This is a genomic window from Pseudoalteromonas sp. Scap03, assembly GCF_013393115.1.
Taxonomy (GTDB): domain Bacteria; phylum Pseudomonadota; class Gammaproteobacteria; order Enterobacterales; family Alteromonadaceae; genus Pseudoalteromonas.
The window spans coordinates 1046929-1070591 of sequence record NZ_VDEU01000001.1 but is presented as its reverse complement, the minus strand read 5'-3'; the positions used below and the strand labels follow the sequence as shown (position 1 = coordinate 1070591).

At 40.1% G+C, this 23663-nt stretch carries 20 protein-coding genes; 10 read left to right on the top strand and 10 right to left on the bottom strand.

What is annotated here, in order from left to right; genetic code table 11:
• Positions 1 to 91 precede the first annotated feature (91 nt).
• Entirely contained in the window at positions 92 to 4081 is a 3990-nt protein-coding gene (locus FHG08_RS04865) for a two-component regulator propeller domain-containing protein (protein ID WP_178954654.1), read from the top strand.
• 132 nt (positions 4082 to 4213) lie between these two features.
• Complete coding sequence (locus FHG08_RS04860) at positions 4214 to 5341, top strand: CsgG/HfaB family protein (protein WP_178954652.1); 1128 nt, start codon at positions 4214 to 4216, stop codon at positions 5339 to 5341.
• Between the two features lie 48 nt (positions 5342 to 5389).
• On the opposite strand, the gene FHG08_RS04855 is transcribed toward FHG08_RS04860, so the two are convergent.
• The gene (locus tag FHG08_RS04855; protein WP_138606661.1) at positions 5390 to 5890 is read right to left on the bottom strand and encodes a hypothetical protein; all 501 of its coding nucleotides are present in this window, start codon (positions 5888 to 5890) and stop codon (positions 5390 to 5392) included.
• The gene (gene deoC, locus FHG08_RS04850; protein ID WP_178954650.1) at positions 5874 to 6626 is read right to left on the bottom strand and encodes a deoxyribose-phosphate aldolase; all 753 of its coding nucleotides are present in this window, start codon (positions 6624 to 6626) and stop codon (positions 5874 to 5876) included. Before deoC ends, FHG08_RS04855 begins: the two co-directional genes overlap by 17 nt.
• Before the next feature lie 264 nt (positions 6627 to 6890).
• On the opposite strand from deoC, the gene cysG reads away from it, so the two are divergent.
• The 6 genes from cysG to cysQ are packed head-to-tail and all read left to right on the top strand — an operon-like array spanning position 6891 to position 13841.
• The gene (gene cysG / locus FHG08_RS04845) at positions 6891 to 8312 is read left to right on the top strand and encodes a siroheme synthase CysG (protein WP_178954648.1); all 1422 of its coding nucleotides are present in this window, start codon (positions 6891 to 6893) and stop codon (positions 8310 to 8312) included.
• Between the two features lie 43 nt (positions 8313 to 8355).
• A complete protein-coding gene (gene cysD / locus FHG08_RS04840) occupies positions 8356 to 9255 on the top strand; it encodes a sulfate adenylyltransferase subunit CysD (protein WP_008108450.1) in 900 nt (299 codons plus the stop codon).
• Positions 9255 to 10679 (top strand): sulfate adenylyltransferase subunit CysN, encoded by a 1425-nt coding sequence (gene cysN, locus FHG08_RS04835; RefSeq protein ID WP_178954646.1) that lies wholly within the window; start codon positions 9255 to 9257, stop codon positions 10677 to 10679. Before cysD ends, cysN begins: the two co-directional genes overlap by 1 nt.
• A 33-nt stretch (positions 10680 to 10712) precedes the next feature.
• Positions 10713 to 12437, top strand: coding sequence for an SLC13 family permease (locus tag FHG08_RS04830; RefSeq protein ID WP_178954644.1), 1725 nt, complete (start codon positions 10713 to 10715; stop codon positions 12435 to 12437).
• A 33-nt stretch (positions 12438 to 12470) separates the two neighbouring features.
• Positions 12471 to 13064 (top strand): adenylyl-sulfate kinase, encoded by a 594-nt coding sequence (gene cysC / locus FHG08_RS04825; RefSeq protein WP_178954643.1) that lies wholly within the window; start codon positions 12471 to 12473, stop codon positions 13062 to 13064.
• A 9-nt stretch (positions 13065 to 13073) separates the two neighbouring features.
• Positions 13074 to 13841 (top strand): 3'(2'),5'-bisphosphate nucleotidase CysQ, encoded by a 768-nt coding sequence (cysQ, locus tag FHG08_RS04820; protein ID WP_178954641.1) that lies wholly within the window; start codon positions 13074 to 13076, stop codon positions 13839 to 13841.
• Between the two features lie 239 nt (positions 13842 to 14080).
• Here cysQ and FHG08_RS04815 read toward each other — a convergent pair whose 3' ends face one another.
• From FHG08_RS04815 to FHG08_RS04805, 3 genes are all read right to left on the bottom strand, one after another.
• The gene (locus tag FHG08_RS04815) at positions 14081 to 14362 is read right to left on the bottom strand and encodes a hypothetical protein (RefSeq protein WP_008468821.1); all 282 of its coding nucleotides are present in this window, start codon (positions 14360 to 14362) and stop codon (positions 14081 to 14083) included.
• Positions 14363 to 14480: 118 nt separating this feature from the next.
• Positions 14481 to 14768 carry a hypothetical protein gene (locus tag FHG08_RS04810; RefSeq protein WP_178954639.1) on the bottom strand — a complete coding sequence of 96 codons (288 nt, stop codon included), beginning with the start codon at positions 14766 to 14768 and terminating at the stop codon, positions 14481 to 14483.
• Positions 14769 to 15131: 363 nt separating this feature from the next.
• Complete coding sequence (locus FHG08_RS04805; protein WP_178954637.1) at positions 15132 to 15929, bottom strand: alpha/beta fold hydrolase; 798 nt, start codon at positions 15927 to 15929, stop codon at positions 15132 to 15134.
• Positions 15930 to 16404: 475 nt separating this feature from the next.
• Between FHG08_RS04805 and FHG08_RS04800 the strand changes: the two genes are divergently transcribed.
• Positions 16405 to 17676 (top strand): aromatic amino acid transport family protein, encoded by a 1272-nt coding sequence (locus tag FHG08_RS04800; protein ID WP_138623552.1) that lies wholly within the window; start codon positions 16405 to 16407, stop codon positions 17674 to 17676.
• A gap of 129 nt (positions 17677 to 17805) precedes the next feature.
• Positions 17806 to 19143, top strand: coding sequence for a M24 family metallopeptidase (locus FHG08_RS04795; protein WP_138623550.1), 1338 nt, complete (start codon positions 17806 to 17808; stop codon positions 19141 to 19143).
• Positions 19144 to 19206: 63 nt separating this feature from the next.
• On the opposite strand, the gene speD is transcribed toward FHG08_RS04795, so the two are convergent.
• From speD to astA, 5 genes are all read right to left on the bottom strand, one after another.
• A complete protein-coding gene (gene speD / locus FHG08_RS04790; protein ID WP_010392088.1) occupies positions 19207 to 20019 on the bottom strand; it encodes an adenosylmethionine decarboxylase in 813 nt (270 codons plus the stop codon).
• 87 nt (positions 20020 to 20106) lie between these two features.
• Entirely contained in the window at positions 20107 to 20520 is a 414-nt protein-coding gene (locus FHG08_RS04785; RefSeq protein WP_138606675.1) for an OsmC family protein, read from the bottom strand.
• A 101-nt stretch (positions 20521 to 20621) separates the two neighbouring features.
• A complete protein-coding gene (locus tag FHG08_RS04780) occupies positions 20622 to 20960 on the bottom strand; it encodes a DUF3802 family protein (RefSeq protein WP_178954635.1) in 339 nt (112 codons plus the stop codon).
• A 144-nt stretch (positions 20961 to 21104) separates the two neighbouring features.
• Complete coding sequence (astD, locus tag FHG08_RS04775; RefSeq protein WP_178954633.1) at positions 21105 to 22574, bottom strand: succinylglutamate-semialdehyde dehydrogenase; 1470 nt, start codon at positions 22572 to 22574, stop codon at positions 21105 to 21107.
• A 15-nt stretch (positions 22575 to 22589) separates the two neighbouring features.
• Complete coding sequence (astA, locus tag FHG08_RS04770) at positions 22590 to 23606, bottom strand: arginine N-succinyltransferase (RefSeq protein WP_055012478.1); 1017 nt, start codon at positions 23604 to 23606, stop codon at positions 22590 to 22592.
• Positions 23607 to 23663: the final 57 nt, after the last annotated feature.

Genomic DNA, 23663 nt, shown 5'->3' with positions numbered 1-23663 from the left:
ACTGACGGCTGTAAAAATCAAACTTAACATTATTAAAAAAGCAGTTTATGATTGTTTCAATTTTAGGAATACTGTTCGCACAAGGAAGCCAGTGCCTTTACTTCAAACCCTATTCAAAACCCTCATTTTAAGTATTTTTTGCTTGTTTCATAGCATGCTTATTGCCCGCCCTATTCACTTAGATACATATTCGAGTGAGCAAGGATTATCGCAAAACTCGATTACATGCAGCATCACTGATGAGCAAGGGTTTCATTGGTTTGCCACACAAGGCGGTCTTAATCGCTTTGATGGTTATGAGTTTAAACGCTTCAAGTCTCACCCTACTGAGGCTAGTATTTCAGGAAACTGGGTCACCGATTGCCTTGCTGGCGGCCCTCATGCTATCTGGTTTTCTACAGCCAGTAATGGTTTAAACTTACTTGATACTCAAACCGGTCAATTTAAGGTTTTTACTACGCAAACTGAGTTGGCGATTACTGATAACCGTATATGGTCACTGGCGTCAGATAACCTAAATAATATTTGGTTAGGCCATGAACATGGAAAGTTAACACGATTAAATATAGTCAATAATGAAGTTGAGTCATTTAGCTATAATAGCCCCGAGCAAGCTAATACCGTAATACAAGATATCGTAATAGATGCTCAACAGAATATCTGGTTAGCGACCAACGAGGGATTAATTAAATTTAACCCAGAGCTAAAAACGTTTAAACACATAGCAAAGAGCCATAAGAATTTATGGCGGTTACACTTAAATACACAAGGGCAGCTTTTACTAGCAAGCAAACAAGGCCTTAGCTTATTTATTCCAACAACAGAGGTTTTTGCGGAGTTTGCTCAATTTACAGATGTATGGATCACCGATATATTAATTGACGACACCGATACCATGTGGCTGACAAGTTATGGAAAAGGTTTATTTTATAAAACAGAGCAAAGTACATCTAAAAATAACTTTGAGCACATACCGCACAATAAACAGCAACAAAATGGGCTTGCTAATGATTACCTATTGTCACTTTATCAAGATCAGTTCGGTGTCATTTGGATTGGTACTGATGGCTATGGCTTGCAACGTTATGATAAAAAGCAAAATCAATTTTCGCATCAACAGCATTTGAGCGATGATGAGACTACCATTAGTCATAATTTTGTTCGCGCTCTACTTAAAGATTCACAAGGTCAGTTATGGGTTGGTACGCGTGATGGCTTAAACAAACAAACCGACACTGGCTTTAAGCGCTATAAAGTTAACTCAAAATTGCAAAGCGGCCTTACTAATAATAATGTATTTAGCCTGCATGAAGATAACCAACAGCGACTTTGGATTGGTACCTATGGCGGTGGGTTACTGCAATACAATCCAGCTGAAGATAATTTTATTGCCTATACAACGCAAAGTCATCAACTTAGCAGCGATCGTGTTTATGCGATAACGAGCGATCCTAAAGGAAATTTATGGCTAGGTAGCAACCAAGGTTTAACACGCTTTAATCCCGACACCTTAGAGGTTCAACATTACAAGCACGACGACTCAGTAAATAGCCTTGCTAACAATACCGTATTTACTCTGCTTTTTGATCACAATGCGAACGGATTATGGGTCGGGACGCGTGCAGGTTTAGACTATCTAAGTATGGCGGATGAATCATTTACTCATTACCCCTCGGATCAGACATCGCAGACTGGTTTAAGCCATAATATGGTCACCTCTTTGCACTTGCAAAATAACGATACCCTATGGGTGGGTACCTTTGGTGGTTTAAACCGCCTTGATAAAAAAACACAAAAAATCTCTTACATTACCGAACATGATGGATTACTGAACGATAATATTTTTGCTATTAAAGATGATAGTAAAGGCCACTTATGGGTAAGCAGTAACCAAGGGCTCACTCGCTATAATCCCACGAATCAAGCTATGCAGCATTTTTTACCTCGTGACGGCGTGCAGCATAATTCGTTTATTTTAGGTGCCGCTTTTCAAGCAGCTGATGGCGAGCTATTTTTTGGCGGAATCAATGGCTTTAATCAGTTTTACCCTAGTAAACTGCTATTGAGTACTTCAGCCCCAACCCCAGTATTAACTGAGCTATTAATTTATAACCAAGCAAGTTCAACAAAAAACTATCTAACAGATCAAAAAAAGCCAGCAAAACTAATAAATCATACTAAAAAACTCTCTTTTCCAACTAGCCAAGGGGTCATTGGCTTTAAATATTCCGCCGTTAATAATGCCTCATCAGCTAATCAATACCAGTATGCTTACAAGCTAAGTGGTTTAGATAAGCAATTTATCTATACCGATGCAAGCCAACGACAAGTTAACTATTCGCAGCTAAGTGCAGGTAATTATCAATTACAATTAAAAGTAAGCGATCAATACGGGCAATGGAGCAAAGTTCACACTGTGCTAAAGCTGACAGTAACGCCTCCTTGGTGGCAAACGAAATTGGCGTATGCGGCTTACCTTATAATAGTTTTGATTATTACATGGTTAATTTTAGCGTCACGCTATCGAGCTAAAACCGCAGAGCAACTCATTCAACAAGAAAGAAAGCTTAATCAACTAAAGACCCAATTTTTAGATAATATTAGCCATGAACTTAAAACGCCATTAAGCTTAATTTTAGCGCCAGTAGAAAACTTACAACAGCAACAACTCGGTGCTCAAGCGCAACATCAAGTTTCTATAATCAAGCGTAACGGGCTCCGCCTACTTAATTTAATTAATGAGCTATTACAGCTCAGTCAGCGCCCAAGTGCGACTATAGAATATGTATCCGCTTATTCTATAAGCCCTTTTATAGAACAAATAGTAGACGACTTCGCTATTTTGTTTGCTCAAAAAAATATTAGTTTTTCCTTTAAAGACAATACGCAACAGCCTAATTATATAAATTTAGAAACTAAACATGCTTTATCTATTATTGATAACTTATTGACCAATGCACTTAAATACACCCCATCAAATGAAAGCGTTAATCTAACGCTTTCTAACACAAACAATAATGTTGTTATAACGGTATCTGATACTGGTATTGGTATCGAAGAACACCAGCAAGCGCTTATTTTTGAACGTTTTACTCGTGTTGCAGCACACAACCAAACAGGCAGTGGTATAGGTCTCGCGCTGGTTAAGCAGCTTGTAGAGCAATACGGTGGGCAAATTTCATTAGTTAGTAAAATCAACAAGGGAAGTTGCTTCACAGTCACTTTGCCATTGTGTGAATCAAGTAACTTATTAACGGATAAACAATTATCGTCCTCTCAAACTATGCCGCTAAAAAACAACAAAAAACTACTCATTGTTGAAGATAACGTGGAAATGCGTGAGTTACTGGTTTCACTGTTTAGTGATGACTATACCTGTCTGAGCGCTAATAATGGAGAAGAAGGGCTTTTGCTGTGCCAAACTCAAATGCCCGATGTGGTGCTCAGTGACGTGATGATGCCAACGATGGATGGATATCAACTTCTAAGCGCTATTCGCTCAGACATTTCGATAAACCATATTCCTGTTTTATTACTCTCTGCCAAAGCAGACAGTAATAGCCGTATAAAAGGGCTTGATTTACTGGCCGATGACTACCTGTGTAAACCCTTTGAAGCATCATTATTAAAGAGTCGGATTCATGGCTTATTAGGTATTCGTGATGCGTTAAATAAACACTTAGTTAAACAGTTATCAGCTCAAGTACATGCTGTAACCTTAGATGCGCAAATAGAGCAAAATAAAGATTACACATTTACAGAACGCTTAAAAACAATCTTGCGCGAAAATTATCAAAATGAACTGTTTAGCGTCGAAGAGTTTGCCAGCGCAATGTGTTTGAGCCCTCGCGCACTACAATTAAAAATGAAAGCTCTTTTTGACGTTACACCCAGTGATTACATTCGCAATACCCGTCTAGAATATGCAGCAAAATTATTAGCTGATAGCGACTTAACTATAGGCTTAGTTGCAGATAACACCGGCTTTAGTTCTCAAAGTTACTTTGCTCGTTGCTTTAAAGCCAAATATACAGTGACACCTAAACAATATAGAGAAGCACAAACATGTAAAAGTCATTAGCTTCGCATCTGTACTCAAAGCTTTCGCCTGAGTACTATTTTTAAGCTACTGATTTATTTAAATTAACCTTAATTAGCCATTGCTAAAAAATAACTACAAATGTAATTAAGCAGATAAATTAAGGAAAATACTATGCTCTCATCCATACAAAAAACGCTACTTGCCACAGCATTAATAACGAGCTTAAGCGCATGTCAAAGCACTTCAACCAATGTCACTTCAAATAAAAATTCACCTGACATTAATGAAGTAAGTAAACAAAAATACAATGGTCCTAAAGCACGTATCGCCGTGGCACGTTTCACTGATAAGTCAAATAACTCAAGATGGTGGCGAAAAGAAATTGGTGAAGGTATGGCAGATCAACTTACCACCGCACTTGTTGGCACTAATCGCTTTATTGTATTAGAACGCCAAGCACTAGACGCTGTGCTTTCGGAGCAAGATTTAGCAGTATCAGGCAGAGTGAGTGCACAATCTGGGGCTGCATATGGCGAAATTGAAGGCGCTGAGATTGTAGTCGTTGCAGCGGTTACCGAGTTTGATGATGACAGTTCAGGTGCAAGTGTTGGTTCGGGCGGTTTTATTGGTGATGTGTTTAGCTCTGTTTCTGCTGGCTTTTCTGGATCGCATATGGCTATTGACCTAAGGTTAATTGATACGCGCACTTCACGTATTTTAGCTGCAACTAGTGTTGAAGGCGGTAGTAAAGATTTTAACTTTACCAGCGCAGCAACAAACTTTGGTGGCGCATTGGTTGGAGGGAGTCTTAGCGGCTGGTCAGATACACCAAAAGAAAAAGCACTACGTGAAGTAATAATTAAAGCCGTTGAGTTTTTAGAAACTAAAATCCCAGACACCTATTATCGCTATAACCAAAACAACACGCTTGCTGCAGGCTATACAGCACCACCACCGCAAAAGGTAGCTAGTAAAAAAGCAGCACCTGCTGCTGCTGTTGATGTGCCGAATCATAGAATGCCACATTATGAAAAAATGGACTTAGCAATGTCTCGTATGAACTTGGTTTGCTTAGGCTATTTAAAAAACCAACCTAATTATGAAGAATTTGAGACTGAAGACGTAAAATACGACCGTCAAACTGTATTAGCACTACGCGAATATCAACAAGAAAAGAGCTTAGAAGTAACAGGCCTTGCCGATGAAACAACAAAGAAATCTTTAGATGACACAAAATGTTTAGCTAAAACTCAAAAATCAGGGCTTGAAAGCTTAGGCAGCATGTTTCAATTTAACTAAGCAACACAATTCAATTTAAATAAAAAAGCGGCTATCCCCTAGTCGCTTTTAATCTACTCGTAATAACTCACCGCGATAAAAATCACACAGTAACCATATTTGCTCAAATTGATGGGTATTTGGAAAAACTATTGTTTTTATTGCCGCTTCAAAGTCGCTCTTATGCCAAATAGTGCTAGCGTTACGAATTAGCAACCAGGTACGTTTTGAGTAATAACGCTTAGTCGCTTTTTGTTTAAGCAATCGTCCTAATGCTGATTGCAGTCGGTTTTCACTGGGCTGTTGTGCCATGTCAGCTAAATCACGTTGCATATGTATTGATAATGGCCGACCTAACACGGCCATTGCTTCGGTTTCGCTGGCATATAAATGCGCTACTTCTATATCGAGTTGCTCATTTTCTTGATAACAACTTACATCGGGTCTATTTGGTTTATTATGCCAAATGTGGCGCATATGAATACCGGTTTGCTGCTCATAGCAACGCAAAAACAACTTAGCTGCATCGTGCTCTAGCTGTTGTTTTTCGGCATCACTGCTGCGCTTCATGCAATACCTTATAAACGTCATTTAAAAGCGAGGAAGCGCCAAACCTAAATGTCTCTGGTGCTAAATATTCATGCCCCATAATCTCAGTTGTTAGCTGCAAATAAGCATTGGCATCACCTGTCGTTTTCACACCGCCTGCGGCCTTAAAACCAACTGGTTTTGATGACTTTTTGATGGCATTAAGCATAATTTCAGTTGCTTCAAGCGTGGCGTTAACCGCGACTTTACCGGTGCTGGTTTTTACAAAATCAGCTCCCCCTTGAATAGCAAGCTCGGTTGCTTGAGCAATAAGCGCAGGTGTTTTTAGCTCACCGCTTTCAATAATCACTTTAAGTTTAGCGCGACTACCACATGCTTTTTTACTTTCACTCACGTATTCCAGTACTGTATCGGCTTCGCCTTTTATAAGTGCTTTATAAGGAATGACTAAGTCAATTTCATCGGCCCCGCGCTCTATGGCTATTAGTGTTTCATTAAGTACTTCATTAAGTGGCGCATCACCTGTAGGAAAGTTAGTCACTGTGGCCACTTTTACATGACTCAATAGCCGATTTGCGAGCGCTATTTTTGCATCATCTACAAATTCACTAAACACACAAACTGCAGCGGGTATGCCTAACTTAAGATCAATACTGTTTACTAATGCATTAATACTAGCTTGATTATCATCGGTGTTTAAACTGGTTAAATCCATTAAACTAACAACTAGCATGGCGTTTTGAGTATTATTTGTCATTTTATGCCCATGAAATTTTAAAAATCTTAAACTATATAAGCATCATAGCTTAATCTTGCTATAGCTCATAACCAAACACTATAAGCGCGTTTTTTATACTAAACAGCATTCTAACCCTTACTAAATAAGATTTAGACCTAAAAAACACAGTTTATATAACTTTTAAGTATATCAACTAAGATTTAATTATTTTTTACTTATCAATAGCCGCTATATTCTGCCTTTGTGTTAAACACTTTATTATCTTTTTAGGGGCGTTACTCAGTGCAATATTTACCTATCTTTACCAAACTCGACAACAAACCAGTATTGGTTGTTGGCGGTGGAGAAGTTGCCTTGCGAAAATGCCGCGCGTTTTTAAAAGCACGTGCTGCAGTAACCTTAGTTGCCCCGTGGTTTTGTGATGAATTAAAAGAACATGCGCACAACAATGAAGTTACTTTAATAGATGCCTATTTTGAAGAGTCACATCTTGATGGCAAAATTTTGATTATTGCCGCCACCGACAATGATGAAGTTAATAATACGGTATTTGAACTCGCCAATGCCCGTAATGTGTTTGTAAACGTGGTGGATGATCAACCTAAATGTACGTTTATTTTCCCCTCTATTGTTGATCGCAACCCAATTACTATTGCGATTTCAAGTGCAGGCACAGCACCGGTATTAGCAAGGCGTTTACGTGAAAAGCTCGAAACACTTATTCCACAGCATATTGGCCCTCTCGCCAACTTAGTCGGTGGTTTTCGTCACAAAGTAAAACAACGCTTTAAACACTTCGCCGATCGTCGCCAGTTTTGGGAAGGCGTGTTTGATTCATCAGTAGTGAGTAAAGTCCAAACCGGTGATACCCATAGCGCTGAGCAACAACTAGAGCAAATGCTAGATGCCAAAGTAGAGCCTGAAGGTGAAGTATACGTAGTCGGTGCAGGCCCAGGCGACCCAGAGCTACTCACCCTAAAAGCATTGCAGCTAATGCAACAAGCCGACGTGGTGGTATATGATTACTTAGTTTCTGATGAAATCATGGAGTTAGTACGCCGCGATGCCGATTTAATTTGTGTGGGTAAGCGCTTAGGCGATCATAGCGTAGCTCAAGAAGATACCAATAAGATGCTAGTTGATTTAGCGCAACAAGGTAAAAAAGTATGTCGTATTAAAGGCGGCGACCCATTTATTTATGGTCGTGGTGGCGAAGAAGTACAAGTACTGGCAGCCAATAACGTAAATTACCAAATAGTGCCAGGTATAACGGCAGCCGCAGGCTGTAGTGCCTATGCAGGTATTCCTTTAACGCATCGCGATCATGCTCAAGCTATTCAATTTGTTACTGGTCACTGTAAAAAGGAAGGCCAAGAGCTTAATTGGCAGTCGCTTGCACAAAAAAACCAAACACTGGCTATTTATATGGGGGTGATTAAATCGCCGCATATTCAAGCCGAGCTATTAAAACATGGGCGAGAAGCAACAACAACAGTGGCAATTATTGAAAACGGCACACGTAAAAATCAACGCGTAGTTACCGGACAGTTAGACCAATTAGCACAGCTAATTGAACAATATGATATTATTTCACCGGCATTACTCATTATTGGTGAAGTGGCTTCGCTGCATAAAGAATTAAACTGGTTTGGCGAAAAAGCACAGATCAGTAGCTTTGCTCAACCGCTTACAGACGTAGCGTAGTTTAACAGATTTTAATTTAATCATTTTAGTAGGACGACCAACAATGGCTTTAACTCACCTTCAGCAACTTGAAGCTGAAAGTATCAAAATCATGCGCGAAGTCGCCGCTGAGTTTGAGAACCCAGTTATGCTTTACTCAATCGGTAAAGATTCATCGGTACTTTTGCATTTAGCTCGTAAAGCATTTTACCCTGCGAAAATTCCGTTTCCGTTATTACACGTAGACACCAACTGGAAGTTTCGTGAAATGATTGAGTTTCGCGACCGTTTAGCTAAAGAGTACGGCTTTGATTTAATCGTACACAAAAACCCTGAAGGTATCGAAATGGGTGTAGGCCCGTTCACTCATGGTTCGGGTAAACATACCGATATCATGAAAACTCAAGGGCTAAAGCAAGCGCTTAATAAATACGGTTTTGATGCCGCATTTGGTGGCGCACGTCGTGATGAAGAAAAATCACGGGCTAAAGAGCGTGTTTACTCATTTCGTGATAAACACCATCGCTGGGATCCTAAAAACCAACGTCCTGAGCTTTGGAATACCTATAACAGCCAAGTGAACCCAGGAGAAAGCATTCGTGTATTCCCACTGTCTAACTGGACTGAACTAGATATTTGGCAATACATATATCAAGAAAACATCGAAATGGTGCCACTTTACCTTGCTAAAGAGCGCCCTGTAGTAGAGCGCGATGGTACTTTAATTATGGTTGATGACGATCGCATGCCACTTAATGAAGGTGAAGTACCGCAAATGAAGTCGGTTCGCTTTAGAACATTAGGCTGTTACCCACTCACAGGTGCAGTGGAATCTACCGCCAGCAATCTAACCGAAATTATTGAAGAAATGCTGCTGTCATCGTCATCTGAACGTGAAGGTCGAGTGATTGATCATGATTCAGCAGGCTCTATGGAGAAGAAAAAACGTGAGGGGTATTTCTAATGTCTAACCTAAATAACGATACATTTAATGAAGTAAAAGAAATTGGTATAGACGCTTACCTAGCACGTCAACAAGATAAAAGCTTGTTGCGTATGCTGACTTGTGGCAGTGTGGATGACGGTAAATCAACCCTAATTGGCCGCCTATTACACGACAGTCACCAAATTTATGAAGATCAGCTAGCCGCACTTCATAAAGATAACGAAAAAGTCGGTAATGCCGGTGAAGAGCTTGATTTAGCATTGTTAGTAGATGGCCTACAAGCTGAGCGTGAGCAAGGTATAACAATTGACGTAGCGTACCGTTATTTCTCAACCGCTAAGCGTAAATTTATTATTGCCGACACCCCAGGGCATGAGCAGTACACCCGAAACATGGTTACCGGTGCTTCAACCAGTGATGTTGCCATTATTTTAGTGGATGCGCGCTATGGCGTGCAGGTACAAACTAAGCGTCATAGTTTTATTTGTGACTCATTAGGCATTAAGCAGTTCGTGGTTGCGGTTAACAAAATGGATATTGTTGATTTTGATGAAACCGTTTATGAAAAAATTAAAGCCGATTATTTAAAATTTGCCAAGCAACTTAACGTATCAAATATTAAGTTTGTGCCTATGTCGGCACTTAAAGGCGATAACGTAGTAACCCGCTCTGCACATACTCCTTATTACACCGACAAGCCGTTGCTTGAGCTGTTAGAAGACTCACCAGCCGCTGAAATCGACACTGGTTTTGAAGCGCGTCTTCCGGTGCAATACGTGGTGCGCCCTAATCTAAACTTCCGTGGCTTTCAAGGCACGCTGACATCGGGTAAATTACGTGTAGGTGATGAGGTGAAGGTACTGCCTTCAGGTAAAAAATCACATATTAAAGAAATTGTTACTTTTGATGGCAACCTCGACACCGCCGAGGCAGGCCAAGCAATTACAGTGACACTTAATACTGAAATAGATATTAGCCGAGGGGACGTTATTGTACCTGCGAATTCGCAAGCTCAAGTAACCAACCAATTACAGGCTAAAATTGTGTGGATGCACGAGTCACCATTGGTGCTCGGTAAAAGTTACAACCTTAAACTTGGCAGCAAAAACACCTCGGCCACGGTCACAAAAATTGACCACACTATTGATGTAAACACGCTAGAGCATGGCAGTGCAGATTCATTGCAGTTAAACGAAATTGCAATTGTGACACTGGAGCTAACCGAGACTATTTTAGCCGATCAGTACCATCATAATCATGAAACCGGCTCGTTTATTCTTATTGACCGCTTATCAAATTTAACGGTTGCAGCAGGAATGATAGAACAGGTACTGAAAAGTGAAGAAAATGCAGGACAATTCAGCGACTTTGAAGTTGAATTTAATGCCCTTGTACGCAAGCACTTCCCGCATTGGCAAGCACTTGATATTTCAAAGCTATAACGTTAATGAACGCCTGTTAGGAACATTTAAAGCATGGTAGAACAGCTCATTTTAACAGGCATTATGTTGCTTTTAGTCGGGTGCCTTTTTGGCACCCGTATTAATCCTGCATGGTTATTTGTTAGTGCCATAGGCACCAGCTACCTAACCGGGTTAATAGATTTAGAAAGCATGCTGGTTAATTACACTAACTCATCATTAATTACTTTAGTGTTATTAATTTTAGTGTCGATAGCAATAGAAAAAACCACGCTTATTCAGCGCTTAGCCAAATCGTTATCCAGTGGTAGTTTAGTTAAGTCAGTAACTAAACTAGGGCTGTCTACTGCCTTTTTATCGTCGTTTACTAATAATACCGCGGTAGTTGCCTCATTAATTACCGCCATAAAGGATAACCCAAACCACTCTCCCTCAAAGCTATTGCTGCCCTTGTCGTACACCGCGATTTTAGGGGGTACTATTACGCTTATTGGCACCTCTACTAACTTAATCGTAAATGGCTTTGCAGTAGATGCGGGCATGGCGCCACTGGGCTTTTTTGATTTTACCTTGGTGGGTTTAGGCGCTCTTAGTGTGGGCTTAATTACTATTTTGGTGATGCTAAAATGCCTGCCCGACAACGGTAAAAATAGCCAAGAGGTAGTGCCTTTTTATTTAGAAGGGAAAGTGCAAACTGGCTCAAAGTTAATAAATTGTACTGTAGAGGAAAACGGTTTACGCGATCTAAAAGACTTGTTTTTGGCTGAAATTATTCGTGACGGCAACCGAATTTGCGCCGTGACCCCCCAACATATTATTCAACAAGACGACATACTGCTGTTTGTGGGCGACATAAAGTCAGTACCTTTGCTTACTCGCTTTGATGGCTTAAAAGTGGTGCACGACAAACACGAAAAAGACATAGAACACCTCGTTGAAGTTGTCGTTAGCCAATCGTCTAAGTTAATTGGCAAAACGGTAAAAGAAGCCCGCTTTAGAGAACAATTTCATGCAGCCGTTATTGCTATTCGCCGTGGGCATGACCGCTTACAAGGCGGGCTTGGACAAGTGCGATTACAAGCGGGTGACTCATTAATTCTTGCCCCTGGTAAAAGCTTTTATGACTTAACTAACTTAAAACGCGAGTTTGTGTATATTTCAGGGCTTGATTTACAAACCCACCTCGGTACAAAGCAATCAAATATTGTGTTGTTAAGCTTTGCGGGTGTGCTGGGATTAAGTATTTTAGGTGCAGTACCGCTGGTTAAAGGCTTGTTAGTGTTTCTTATTGGCCTAATGCTGTGTGGTACTATTAAGCTAAGCGAAATAAAGCGCCGTTTTCCTATTGAGTTACTTGCTGTCGTGGGCAGTGCCATAGGTTTAGCTAAGCTGATGATAGGCACCGGCCTTGCTGGGCAAATATCAGACGCCATGTTTGTAGTGCTAGGCGACTTTGGCCCTTATGGCGCGTTTATCGCTATCTTTTTAATGACCGTATTATTCACCGAATTAATCACCAATAATGCCGCAGCAGCGCTATCGTTCCCGGTTGCCTACTCACTAGCCATTGGCTTTAACGTAGAACCTTTGCCGTTTATTATGGCAGTTGCATTTGGCGCTTCAGCCAGCTTTATTTCACCTTTTGGTTATCAAACTAACCTGATGGTTTATAGCGCAGGTAACTATCGACTTAAAGACTATGTAATGATGGGGCTACCGCTTTCTATTATTTATTCAATTACCGTACTAACTTTGATCCCGCTGGTATTTCCGTTTTAATGCCCGCGCTTATAGCATAAAGAGACACAGCAAATGGATAACAATATTGTTTGGCATAATTACGCCACTACTAAAATGCAGCGCAGTGAACAAAAAAATCATAAGAGCGCTATTATATGGTTTACTGGTTTTTCTGGCTCAGGTAAAAGCACCGTTGCGAATGCACTAGAAGCAGCACTCAATCAGCAAGGCGCACACACCTATTTACTTGATGGCGACAATGTACGCCATGGTTTATGTAAAGATTTAGGTTTTAGTGATGCCGATCGCGTTGAGAATATCCGCCGCGTAGGCGAAACCGCCAAGCTAATGGTTGATGCTGGTTTGTTAGTCCTTACTGCGTTTATATCTCCTTTTAAAGCTGAGCGCGACATGGTTCGTGAGTTAGTTGATGAGGGTGAATTTATCGAAGTATTCATCGACACCCCTCTTGAGGTGTGTGAAAGTCGCGACCCAAAAGGCTTATATAAAAAGGCACGCGCCGGTGAAATTAAACACTTTACTGGGATTGATTCAACTTACCAGCCGCCGGTTAATCCTGAAATAATTTTAGATACCAGTAAAAACACCCTAGACCAATCGGTAGCTCAACTGATAACGTATCTAAAACATCAGCATATACTATAGGCCCATGTAATGAACCAAACTGAACTGCTAGAAGAAACCCTTATTCTCGCTCGCGAAGCGGGAAGCGCGATTATGGGTATTTACAACAAAGACTTTAACGTTGAATACAAAGCTGATGAAAGCCCCGTAACCGACGCCGACTTAGCAGCTCATAAAATCATTAGTGCAGGGCTCAAAAAGCTCACTCCAGACATTCCTGTATTGAGTGAAGAAAGTGCAGATATTGGTTGGGACGTACGCCAAACATGGAACAGCTATTGGCTGGTTGACCCAATTGATGGCACCAAAGAATTTATTAAAAAGAACGGCGAGTTTACCGTTAATATTGCCCTAATCGAAAACGGCAAACCAGTTTTAGCTGTGGTTGATGCCCCTGCGCTAGGTGTATCGTACATAGCCGCCGAAGCCATTGGTGCTTTTAAAGACAAAGGCGATGAGCGCATCGAGCTTAAAGTTACCACCAAACCTAACAAAGGCCTTATACGTGTTGTAGGCAGTCGCTCGCACCCCTCTCCTGATTTAGCTGAATTTGTAAAACGCTTTGATGAGGTTGAAATGGTGTCAAAAGGCAGCTCACTCAAACTGTGTTTAGTCGCCGAGGGCAGTGCCGACATTTACCCACGCTTAGGCCCAACCTGTGAATGGGATACCGGCGCAGGCCATGCCATTGCTGAAATAGCCGGTGCAAAAGTGACTAAGCTCGATGGCAGCCCGCTTGTCTATAACAGCAAAGATGAATATTTGAATCCGTATTTTGTGGTGAGTGCGGTGGAATAATAAAAGCTAAGAGTTTCGAGCTGTTAGCCACGAGCAGCTCGATGTAAACCTAAACACCTTAGGTTGGGTTGAGTGGAACCCAACAAGTACCCGTTAACCATCCTCGCTATTTCGCACTAAACAAGAACTTGTCCACGAATGATAAAGTGCACTAAAACACAGCAAGGTTATGAACATACCAAGTGATAATATAACCTTTTCTATTAGGGTTTGTTCAGGCTTTTGGTCAAGTATGCTTTTTAAGAGATAAAGAAAGTAAAATAGGTACACGCACCGATGCCTATAATCAGCATAAAGAGCCGCTTTATTAAATTACCTTCAGTAGGAGAAATTTCCTCACCGGTATATGGTGCATAAATACTTCTTTTTAATATAAATGCATAGATATATCTATAACAAAAGAAAAATACAAACACGCAAAACAACAACTTTTCTACTGACTCAAAACCTATGAAAAAAGTAGCTCCTAACACAAACCATAAAATACCGAATAATATAACAATGGCTTTCTTTTTATCCATACTGACCGCCTTTATTTGTTCTTTAAGTTCTTTATTTATAAACCTTAATAGGCGTTTTAGTTAAAAGATTTGGACGTGTTGTAGCCTGTGAAAATCTAAGTAAAGTTTTTAGCCTTTATTAAATTGCGTTGTTAGCGATGGAATTTATAGTCGGTAACCCTAATTTTTTAGTTATCGCTGAAAATTGAGCTTTTGTGTATGGTCCATAAACAAATTCGTTGTGTTCAGCAAACTTGTTATCTTTGACTTTATCAATATAGTAAAAAGCACAAACCTTATTCGGACAAGCATAAGCCGAAATATTTTTTTCGTTAGATTTAATATTTATTAGTTCATCGAGTCGCCCAATATATGCGCCCTGATCAAGGCTGTAACCTAACCTTTTGGTATCATCAATGTAATACACTTTATAAGTGTTGCTCCTCCCAAATTGGAGAGCACCCATTAAGAAGTAATGATATTAAAACTAAACATATTCTCACACACTTCCCTGCATTCTAGTAACTTGCTCAAATTACATCCTTATAGTTCACATGAGCGCGTTCTTATTTTGTGAACATCTATTAGTAGCAAACTGTGTAAATGATTACCAATTATATTTAAGCGAGGTATTCTACTATGTGTAAAAAGTATGACATGGAGTAAGGCCTTGTTTTTAGTTTTCGATAAAAGTCCAAAAGAATGACCTGCTCCAGTTTGCTAGTAATATCGGTTATAAGTTTTTCTAATTACCTACCATGAATTAAACACTTTTTAAAAGCGGTAACCCCTAACGATTTTGCTGTGCTATAAAAGCAAGCGAGTGTTGATTGAATAAGTCTGGGCGTTCTACGTTACAAACATGGCCGCAATGGTGAATGGTTTGCAATACGCTATTTTTATGGCGCTTAACCATTTCTTTAACCGGGCCAAGGAACATATGCTCTTCTTTACCCATAATGTAAAGAATGGGTATATCAATGTCTTTTTCTTTGAAATACTGCATTAAAGGATTTACGTCCATGGCTAATTTAAACCATTTTATAAACTCTTTTTGGCACAAGCGTTTTGCTTCACGAATAAACAAAAGTCGAGACTCTTTATGACGCTTTTTCGGCATCATAATAAAAGCAAATAAACGATACAACCACATGTAAGGCAACAAGTGTTTAAAGGTATTGCCTAAATAAACCAATGTATTACTACGGGTATTAAAACGAGTAACCGCCCCACCTAGCACCATACTAGAAACATATTGCGGGGCAATTTCTGCAATATTTCGAATAAGAATTGTGCCCAATGAAATACCAACAAAATGTGCGCTGGTTATATTGTTATGATCTAACACATCGATAATGTCTTTAGAGACATTATTAAATGAGTAATTATTATCAACAAAGTTTTGTAATAGATCATTTGATTTACCGTGACCACGAAGATCAAGCAACAACACATTATATTCTTTTTTATAAGCTTTAAGCTGACGAAACCAGATTGCCGAACTCCCCCCTGCGCCATGAACAAATACTACCCATGTTTTACTGGTTTCATGCACAAAAATAGTATGGAAAAGAATGTCTTTGCTCATTGCAGTTAGCGGCCTATTTACTTCAGTTGGCTGATTAAATTGTAGAAAGTATAACGGAGTTTAGAAAAAATCTCTTATGAAGTTCCGATTAATGGCTTCAATATTACAGGGTAAAACTCGCTTTGAGTTGTTAGTTATCAATTAACTGGGCAAGAAAGTGGCCAAATATTTTCAATTCTCATAATACCCTTACCAACCATTCGCTGGTTAATGCATACCAAGTACACATTGGCTTGAAAATAACTTTTCAAATTGTATGTCCCTCCTTCAATAGCATCTTTGCTGATTATTCACGCATTTCGCAGCATATTCCTGCACTAACTGCGCAGCTTTTAAACACTGTTTCATATTCGTGACAGTCAGTAACTAATACGCTACAACAAATTTATATCCAAGACATAAAAACACATGAAATGTGTGGTTAAAAACTATATTCTTCGGCGCAATTATTATGATAAATAATGGATATACACACATGACAACATCTCAAGGTGCAACGCTTTCAAATGCACCAGCACAAGACGCACACACGTCTAAGTCAAAATGGAACCTGCACGATACGCAGTGGACACTGAGCCTTTTTGGCACCGCAGTAGGTGCTGGTATTTTATTTTTACCGATTAATATTGGTATTGGTGGTTTTTGGCCACTGATTATTATGGCGTGTTTAGCCTTTCCAATGACCTTTTTAGCGCACCGTGGTTTGGCGCGTTTTGTATTATCATCAAAAAATAAAGAGGCTGATTTTACCGATGTAGTAGAAGAACACTTTGGCGTAAACGCGGGTCGACTGATCTCCTTATTATACTTTTTATCAATTTTTCCTATTTTGCTTATTTACGGTGTGGGTTTAACCAATACGGTAGACAGCTTTATGGTCAATCAGTTAGGGATGGAGTCGCCGTCACGCGTTGCTTTATCGGGTATTTTAGTTGCACTAATGATTGGCTTAATGATGGGCGGTGAACGCTTAATGCTGCGCGCCTTTGCTATTTTAGTGTACCCGCTAGTGGGTATTTTATTCTTTTTGTCTTTGTATTTAATCCCAAGCTGGCAAATGCCCGATACAGCTTTGCCTGAGCTAGGTAGCTTTAGTAAAACACTTTGGTTATCGATTCCTATTATTGTGTTTTCGTTTAGCCATGCAGCGGCTATTTCAAGCTTTGTTAATAAGCAACGTAGTCACTACGGTGACCTAGCAACGTCTAAGTCAGAAGCGATTTTAAAGCGCACTAGCTTATTGCTGATCACCTTTGTTTTATTATTTGTGTTCTCATGCGTGTTATCGCTTACCGGCGACCAAATGGCTGAAGCAAAAGCGGCAAACGTCTCTGTTTTATCTTACTTGGCTAATATTACAGAAAACTCATTCATTGCAACGCTGGGACCTTTGGTTGCCTTTATTGCGATTATGTCGTCGTTTTTAGGTCACTTTTTAGGGGCACGCGAAAGCTTTACTGGGTTAGTGACTAAACACTCAAGCATGAGCCCTAAAGTCGCTGACAAAGTGGGTGCGGTACTGATGTTTTTCGCTATTTGGTTCTGCGCGGTTAAGAACCCAAGCATACTAGATATGATGGATCAGTTATCGGGGCCAATCATTGCGATGATTTTATTCATTATGCCAATGATTGCAGTTTACAAAGTGCCTAGCTTACAAAAATACCGTAACCGTTTAAGTACCTTATTTGTACTGGCTGTTGGCTCATTAGCTGTATTTGCGTTACTGTACAGCATGCTTGGCTAAGCAGTATTTATTACAAAAGCCCAGTATTTTGCTGGGCTTTTTTGTGTCTACGATTTATCGCAAATGATTTGTTTATCTTATTGTTTGTGCAATGTTAGCTTATATATTCGTTTAAAAAACAAGCCAGCCATGCAAAATAATAAATACGTTTTTTTACTCACTTTTATACTCATACTATTTAGCCCTGACATTAAAGCCGCTGAGCCCCCTACTATTCTATCAATGAAAGAAAGGGCTGCGTTTATCGATAGCATTACCGAAAAACGTATTAAGACTTTATTACCCACATTAATGCAGCAACACAGTATAGATATGTGGCTAATGATAAGCCGCGAATATAATGAAGACCCGATATTAAAAACCATGCTGCCTGCTACATGGCTCTCGGCAAGGCGCACCACTATTTTATTATTTGCAGTTAACAAACAAGGCGGTGTTGACGCCTTTGCAATTGCGCCTTACAAAATAGGGAGTGTTTTTAAAAAAGCCTGGGATAAGCAAGCACAGCCTAATCAGTGGCAAGCGCTCAATACGCTTATTGAGCAATACCAACCGCGAAATATTGCTCTCAACACATCTACAGATTGGGCACATGCCGATGGGCTAGTGCTTGGCGATTACACCACTTTAATGGCCAACTTACCTGCGATATATAAAAATAAAATAACCTCAGCCGAGCCGCTGGCTGTTGCATGGTTAGAGCAACGCATTCCAGAAGAAGTGGACATGTACAAACACATTGTTGCTATTGCTCACTCTATTATTGCTGAGGGCTTTTCAAATAAAGTAATTACGGTGGGCAAAACAACCAGCGACGACTTAGTATGGTGGTTTAGAGAGCGCGTAAGGGAGCTTAAGCTGCAAACGTGGTTTCACCCTAGTATTGCAATACAACGCGCCGACAGTAAATCGTTCGACCACGAAGACAGCTTTACCAACGGCTATGCCGATAATGTTATTCAAGCAGGCGACTTATTACATATCGATTTTGGTATTAATTATTTGCGTTTAAATACAGACACTCAACAACACGCTTATGTTTTAAAACCAGACGAAACAAAAGCCCCCGATTACCTTGTTGATGCGTTAAAAAAGGGCAATAAGCTACAAGACATTTTTACGGCTGAATTTACAGCTGGGAAAACAGGTAATCAGGTATTAAAAGCCGCCCGCGAAAAAGCCATTGCACAGGGGTTAAAGCCCACTATTTATACTCACCCGCTCGGCTATCATGGTCATGCAGCTGGTACAACACTAGGTATGTGGGATGCTCAGCAAGGTGTGCCGGGGGATGGCGATTACCCGTTGCATTTAAACACGGCGTACTCGATTGAGCTTAACAATGCGGTGTTTATAAAACCGTGGAATAAAGAAATAAGAATAATGCTTGAAGAAGATGCTATGTTTGATAAAACCGGTGTGTGGTACCTCAATGGCCGACAAACCCAGTTATTACTTGTTAAGTAGCATTAAACAACACATACAAAAATGGCGCTCAATGAGCGCCATTTTTATTTAATCTAATTGCTATTATTCTGTATCTGGCAGGTTACGGCCATAGAATATTTCTTGCATTTCACGTGTTAGCTTTGAGCGAATCTCTTCTTCTTCGTCATCTGACAAATCATCAGTAGATAAACCAAATAAATACGTATTTAAATCGGTTTCTTTTAACATCATTTTGGTATGGAACAGGTTTTCTTGATACACGTTCACGTCCATCATTTGGTACGCTTCTTTGGTATCTTCTGTCATGAAGTTTTGAATCGAATTAATTGCATGATCAATGTAATGTTTAACGCCGTTTACATCACGGGTAAAACCACGTACGCGGTAATCAATCGTTACTACATCAGACTCAAGACTATGGATTAAGAAGTTTAACGCTTTAAGCGGCGAGATAATGCCACAGGTTGATACTTCAATATCCGCACGGAAAGTACAAATACCATCATCTGGGTGTGCTTCAGGGTATGTGTGAACACAAATGTGGCTTTTATCAAGGTGTGCAACCACTGAGTCAGGTAATGGCCCTGGTGCTTCGTCAGCATCATAGTTTTGCTGCTCTTCTACAGGCTCTTCTGAAACTAAAATAGTTACACTGGCACCTTGTGGCTCATAATCTTGACGTGCAACATTTAAAATATTGGCACCAATAATATCAACCACATCACCTAAAATGTCGGTTAGTCTATCTGCACTATACTGCTCATCGATATATTCTATATATTCTTTACGTTGTTGCTCTGTTTTTGCATAGCAAATATCGTAAATACTAAAGCTTAGGCTTTTAGTTAAATTATTAAAGCCATGAAGTTTAAGTTTATCGAAGGGTTTGTTCATATAAACCAACCTATAAATTAGTGAAATCTGCACCTGCAGAATGAAAAGTTCGCGGATTTTATACGAATTTCACTCACGGAAAAAGCGTTATTTTCCCTGATCTTCAACAACTTCATGGCTATGGGTAATTTCTACTGTTTTATCAAGCATTAATGCAACTGAGCAATACTTTTCGGCAGAAAGCGAAACCGCTCGCTCTAGGTGTTTTTCAGATACATTCTTACCAGTTACAACAAAGTGCAAATTAATTTTAGTGAACACGCGCGGGGCTGTTTCTGCTCGTTCAGCAGTTAATTGCACATCAACGGATGAGAAGTCTTGCTTGGTTTTTTTTAAAATACTTACCACATCAACCGATGAACAGCCACCGACAGACATAAGCACCATTTCCATTGGGCTTGGTGCTGCTCCGTCACTACCCGCATCAAATACCACATTATGATTACTATTAGAGCGGCCTATATAGGTATTACCTTCAACCCATTTTACATTTGCTTGCATTGTTTTATCTCATTAGTTTAATTTTGCATTCATTACACGCAGGCTCTCACGCGCATTTAAATTAAATAGCGAATAAAGCGTGGTTTTTAAAGGGGGAAATATTAATTAATAGCGTTATCAAATAAGTTTTTAACTAGTCCAGCAAACTCGTCAATAAAAGCATGCTGTTCTACTGTAACAGTGTGAGAGGTCACACTACTAAGCACTTCTTGTAAATCGTAAACAATGCCATCAACCTCGCGCACAATTTGACTGCGTTGCTCTGTAGAAAGGTCTGGGTGTTGTTGACAAATGCGTATGACATTTTCGGCAATTACATCTTCAATTAACTCAATAACGGTTGGCGCACCTGGCTTTATTTCACCTGCCTTTTCAAACAACGCTAAGTTCTGAGTTAGGTACATTATTAAATCATCGTACCCTTGCCTGTTTAAAACCATCGTTTATTTACCTCAAAAATACTGATTGCTTAATTTAAGCAGAAAGCACTGATAATTGCTAGCTTTGTGAGATTGCAATACAAAAAAAGCAGCCGAAGCTGCTTTTATACTAATTAAGTAGTACTTAACTAACGTTCAGAGTACTTAATCTATTTTTAAGCCTGGGCTTAATGTTGCTGGCATGGTTACTTTTTCAAGTTCCACAGAAGCAACAGGGTATGCACAGTAATCGGCAGCGTAATAAGCGCTCGCTCTATGATTACCTGAGGCACCAATACCACCAAACGGCGCAGCACTTGAGGCGCCTGTAATTGGACGGTTCCAGTTAACAATACCCGCACGAATACGACGTAAGAAATGATCGTAATCAGCTTGGTTATCACTTAATAAACCTGCTGATAAACCAAAGCTAGTGTCGTTTGCTTTATCAATTGCTTGGTCAAAGTCATCAAAGCGGAATACTTTTAAAAGTGGACCAAAATGCTCTTCATCTGGGAAGTCATTAATATTAGTACACTCAATAATACCTGGTGTAACAAAACCGGTGTTAGCTGTATGCTCAAGCTCAACTAACACGTCACCACCCATGGCTTTTAACTCGTCTTGCGCTTTAACCATACCAGCAGCAGCGGCCGCTGAGATCATTGAACCCATAAACGGTTGGTCAGCGTCGTCGTAGTTACCAACTTTAATTGCTTTAGTCGCTGTAATTAAGCGCGCTAAAATTTCATCGCCTTTAGCGCCTGTTGGTAAAAACAATTTACGCGCACAGGTACAACGTTGGCCGCTTGAGATAAACGCAGACTGCACAATATCATGCACTACAGCAAGAGTATCTTCTGCATCTTTAACGATTAGTGGATTATTACCACCCATTTCAAGCGCTAAAATTTTACCTGGTTGACCTGCGAACTGTTCATGTAAAATATGACCCGTACGTGAAGATCCAGTAAAGAATAAACCATCAATGCCTTTGTGTGACGCCAATGCTTTACCTGTTTCTACTTCACCTTGAACTAGGTTAATTACCCCAGCAGGTAAACCGGCTTTTTCCCATAGTTTAAGGGTTAGCTCAGCCACCATAGGTGTAAGTTCAGATGGTTTAAATACCACAGTATTACCGGCTAAAAGTGCAGGTACAATGTGGCCATTTGGTAAGTGCCCAGGGAAGTTGTAAGGACCAAATACAGCAACAACACCATGTGGCTTATGACGGATCATCGCACGACCTTGCGGCATAGCGTTTTCAACATCACCAGTACGCTCTAAAAATGCTTTTTCAGCAATGGCAATTTTACCTACCATGGCGCCCGCTTCAGTACGTGTTTCCCAAAGTGGTTTACCTGTTTCTTGTGCAATAGCAACCGCTAGATCTTCGCTGTGCTCTTTTAATGTTGCAGCAAAGGTTTTTACAATCTCTAAACGCTCGCTAAAGCTTTTATCAGCCCAACTGTAAAATGCTTCACGTGCTGATGCTACAGCGCTATCTACTTGCTCTGCGCTTGCAGCTGATGCCTGCCAAATAACGTCGTTATTTGCAGGATTAACTGAGTTAAATTCTGTGCCTTGGCCTTGCGACCATTGACCATTAATAAATTGTGCAGGATGAGTCATATACTTTCTCCTAAATTAAACTGGGGTAGCAGTAACAAAGTCGCCCGATTTTAAATGTAATGCATCAGCAAGTTCTTGCGTAAGCACAAGGCTGTTTGAACGTGAATCAAATGCCATAGGAACAACGGTTGCTCTAAAGTCTTCAAGCTTATCATTGGCTAGCAATACCATGGTATCACCTGTCATTTCGCCAATTTCAACACTAAAGTTTTGTGCATTACGTACAGTAGCAATGTTATCTACTTTTGCTTCAACGGTTGGGCCTGCATCAAAAATGTCGACGTAACCATTAAAAGTAAAGCCTTCACTTTTTAATAACTGAATAGCTGGGCGCGTATTATCGTGTACTTGACCAATAACCGCTTGCGCTTCTTTACTCAATAAGTTGACGTAAATTGGGTATTTAGGCATTAACTCAGCAATAAACACTTTTTGGCCAATTCCCGTCAGATAATCTGCGGTTGGAAAATCCATTGAGAAAAAGTGCTCTTCAAGCCACTGCCAAAACGGGCTACTGCCGTTTTCGTCAGATACGCCACGCATTTCTGCGATAACGGTTTGTGCAAAGCGTTGCTGGTGCTGTTTTATAAACATAAAGCGTGCTTTTGAAAGCAGCTTACCGTTACAATTTTTACGATAACCGTCTTTTAAAAACAGCGTACACAGCTCTGTAGCCCCAGTGTAGTCATTACAAAGGGTGAGAATATCTACCGCTTTATATACATCTAGCGTGCGCGAAGAGTGAATCACTTTACTCAAATGATAGTGATAAAATGCGTCATCTAAGCCAACTGCCGCTTCAATACCTGAAGTACCAACTACTTCACCAGTTTCAGTATCTTCAAGAACAAATAAGTACCCTTCATCACCAGGCTGTGACGTGGTTTTTGTAAATGAATTAACTGAATGTGCAATCTTCTTTTGTAATAACTCTTCATTATTAGGTAAAGAAGTAAAGCCATGTCCCGACTCGTCGGCAATGGTTACTAAAGCTGCATAATCACTTTTTTGGATTGGGCGAAGGATCATCATGAATCCGCTTACTCCCTTATATATAACGGTAAATAGGAACTGCAGGGCAAACAATGT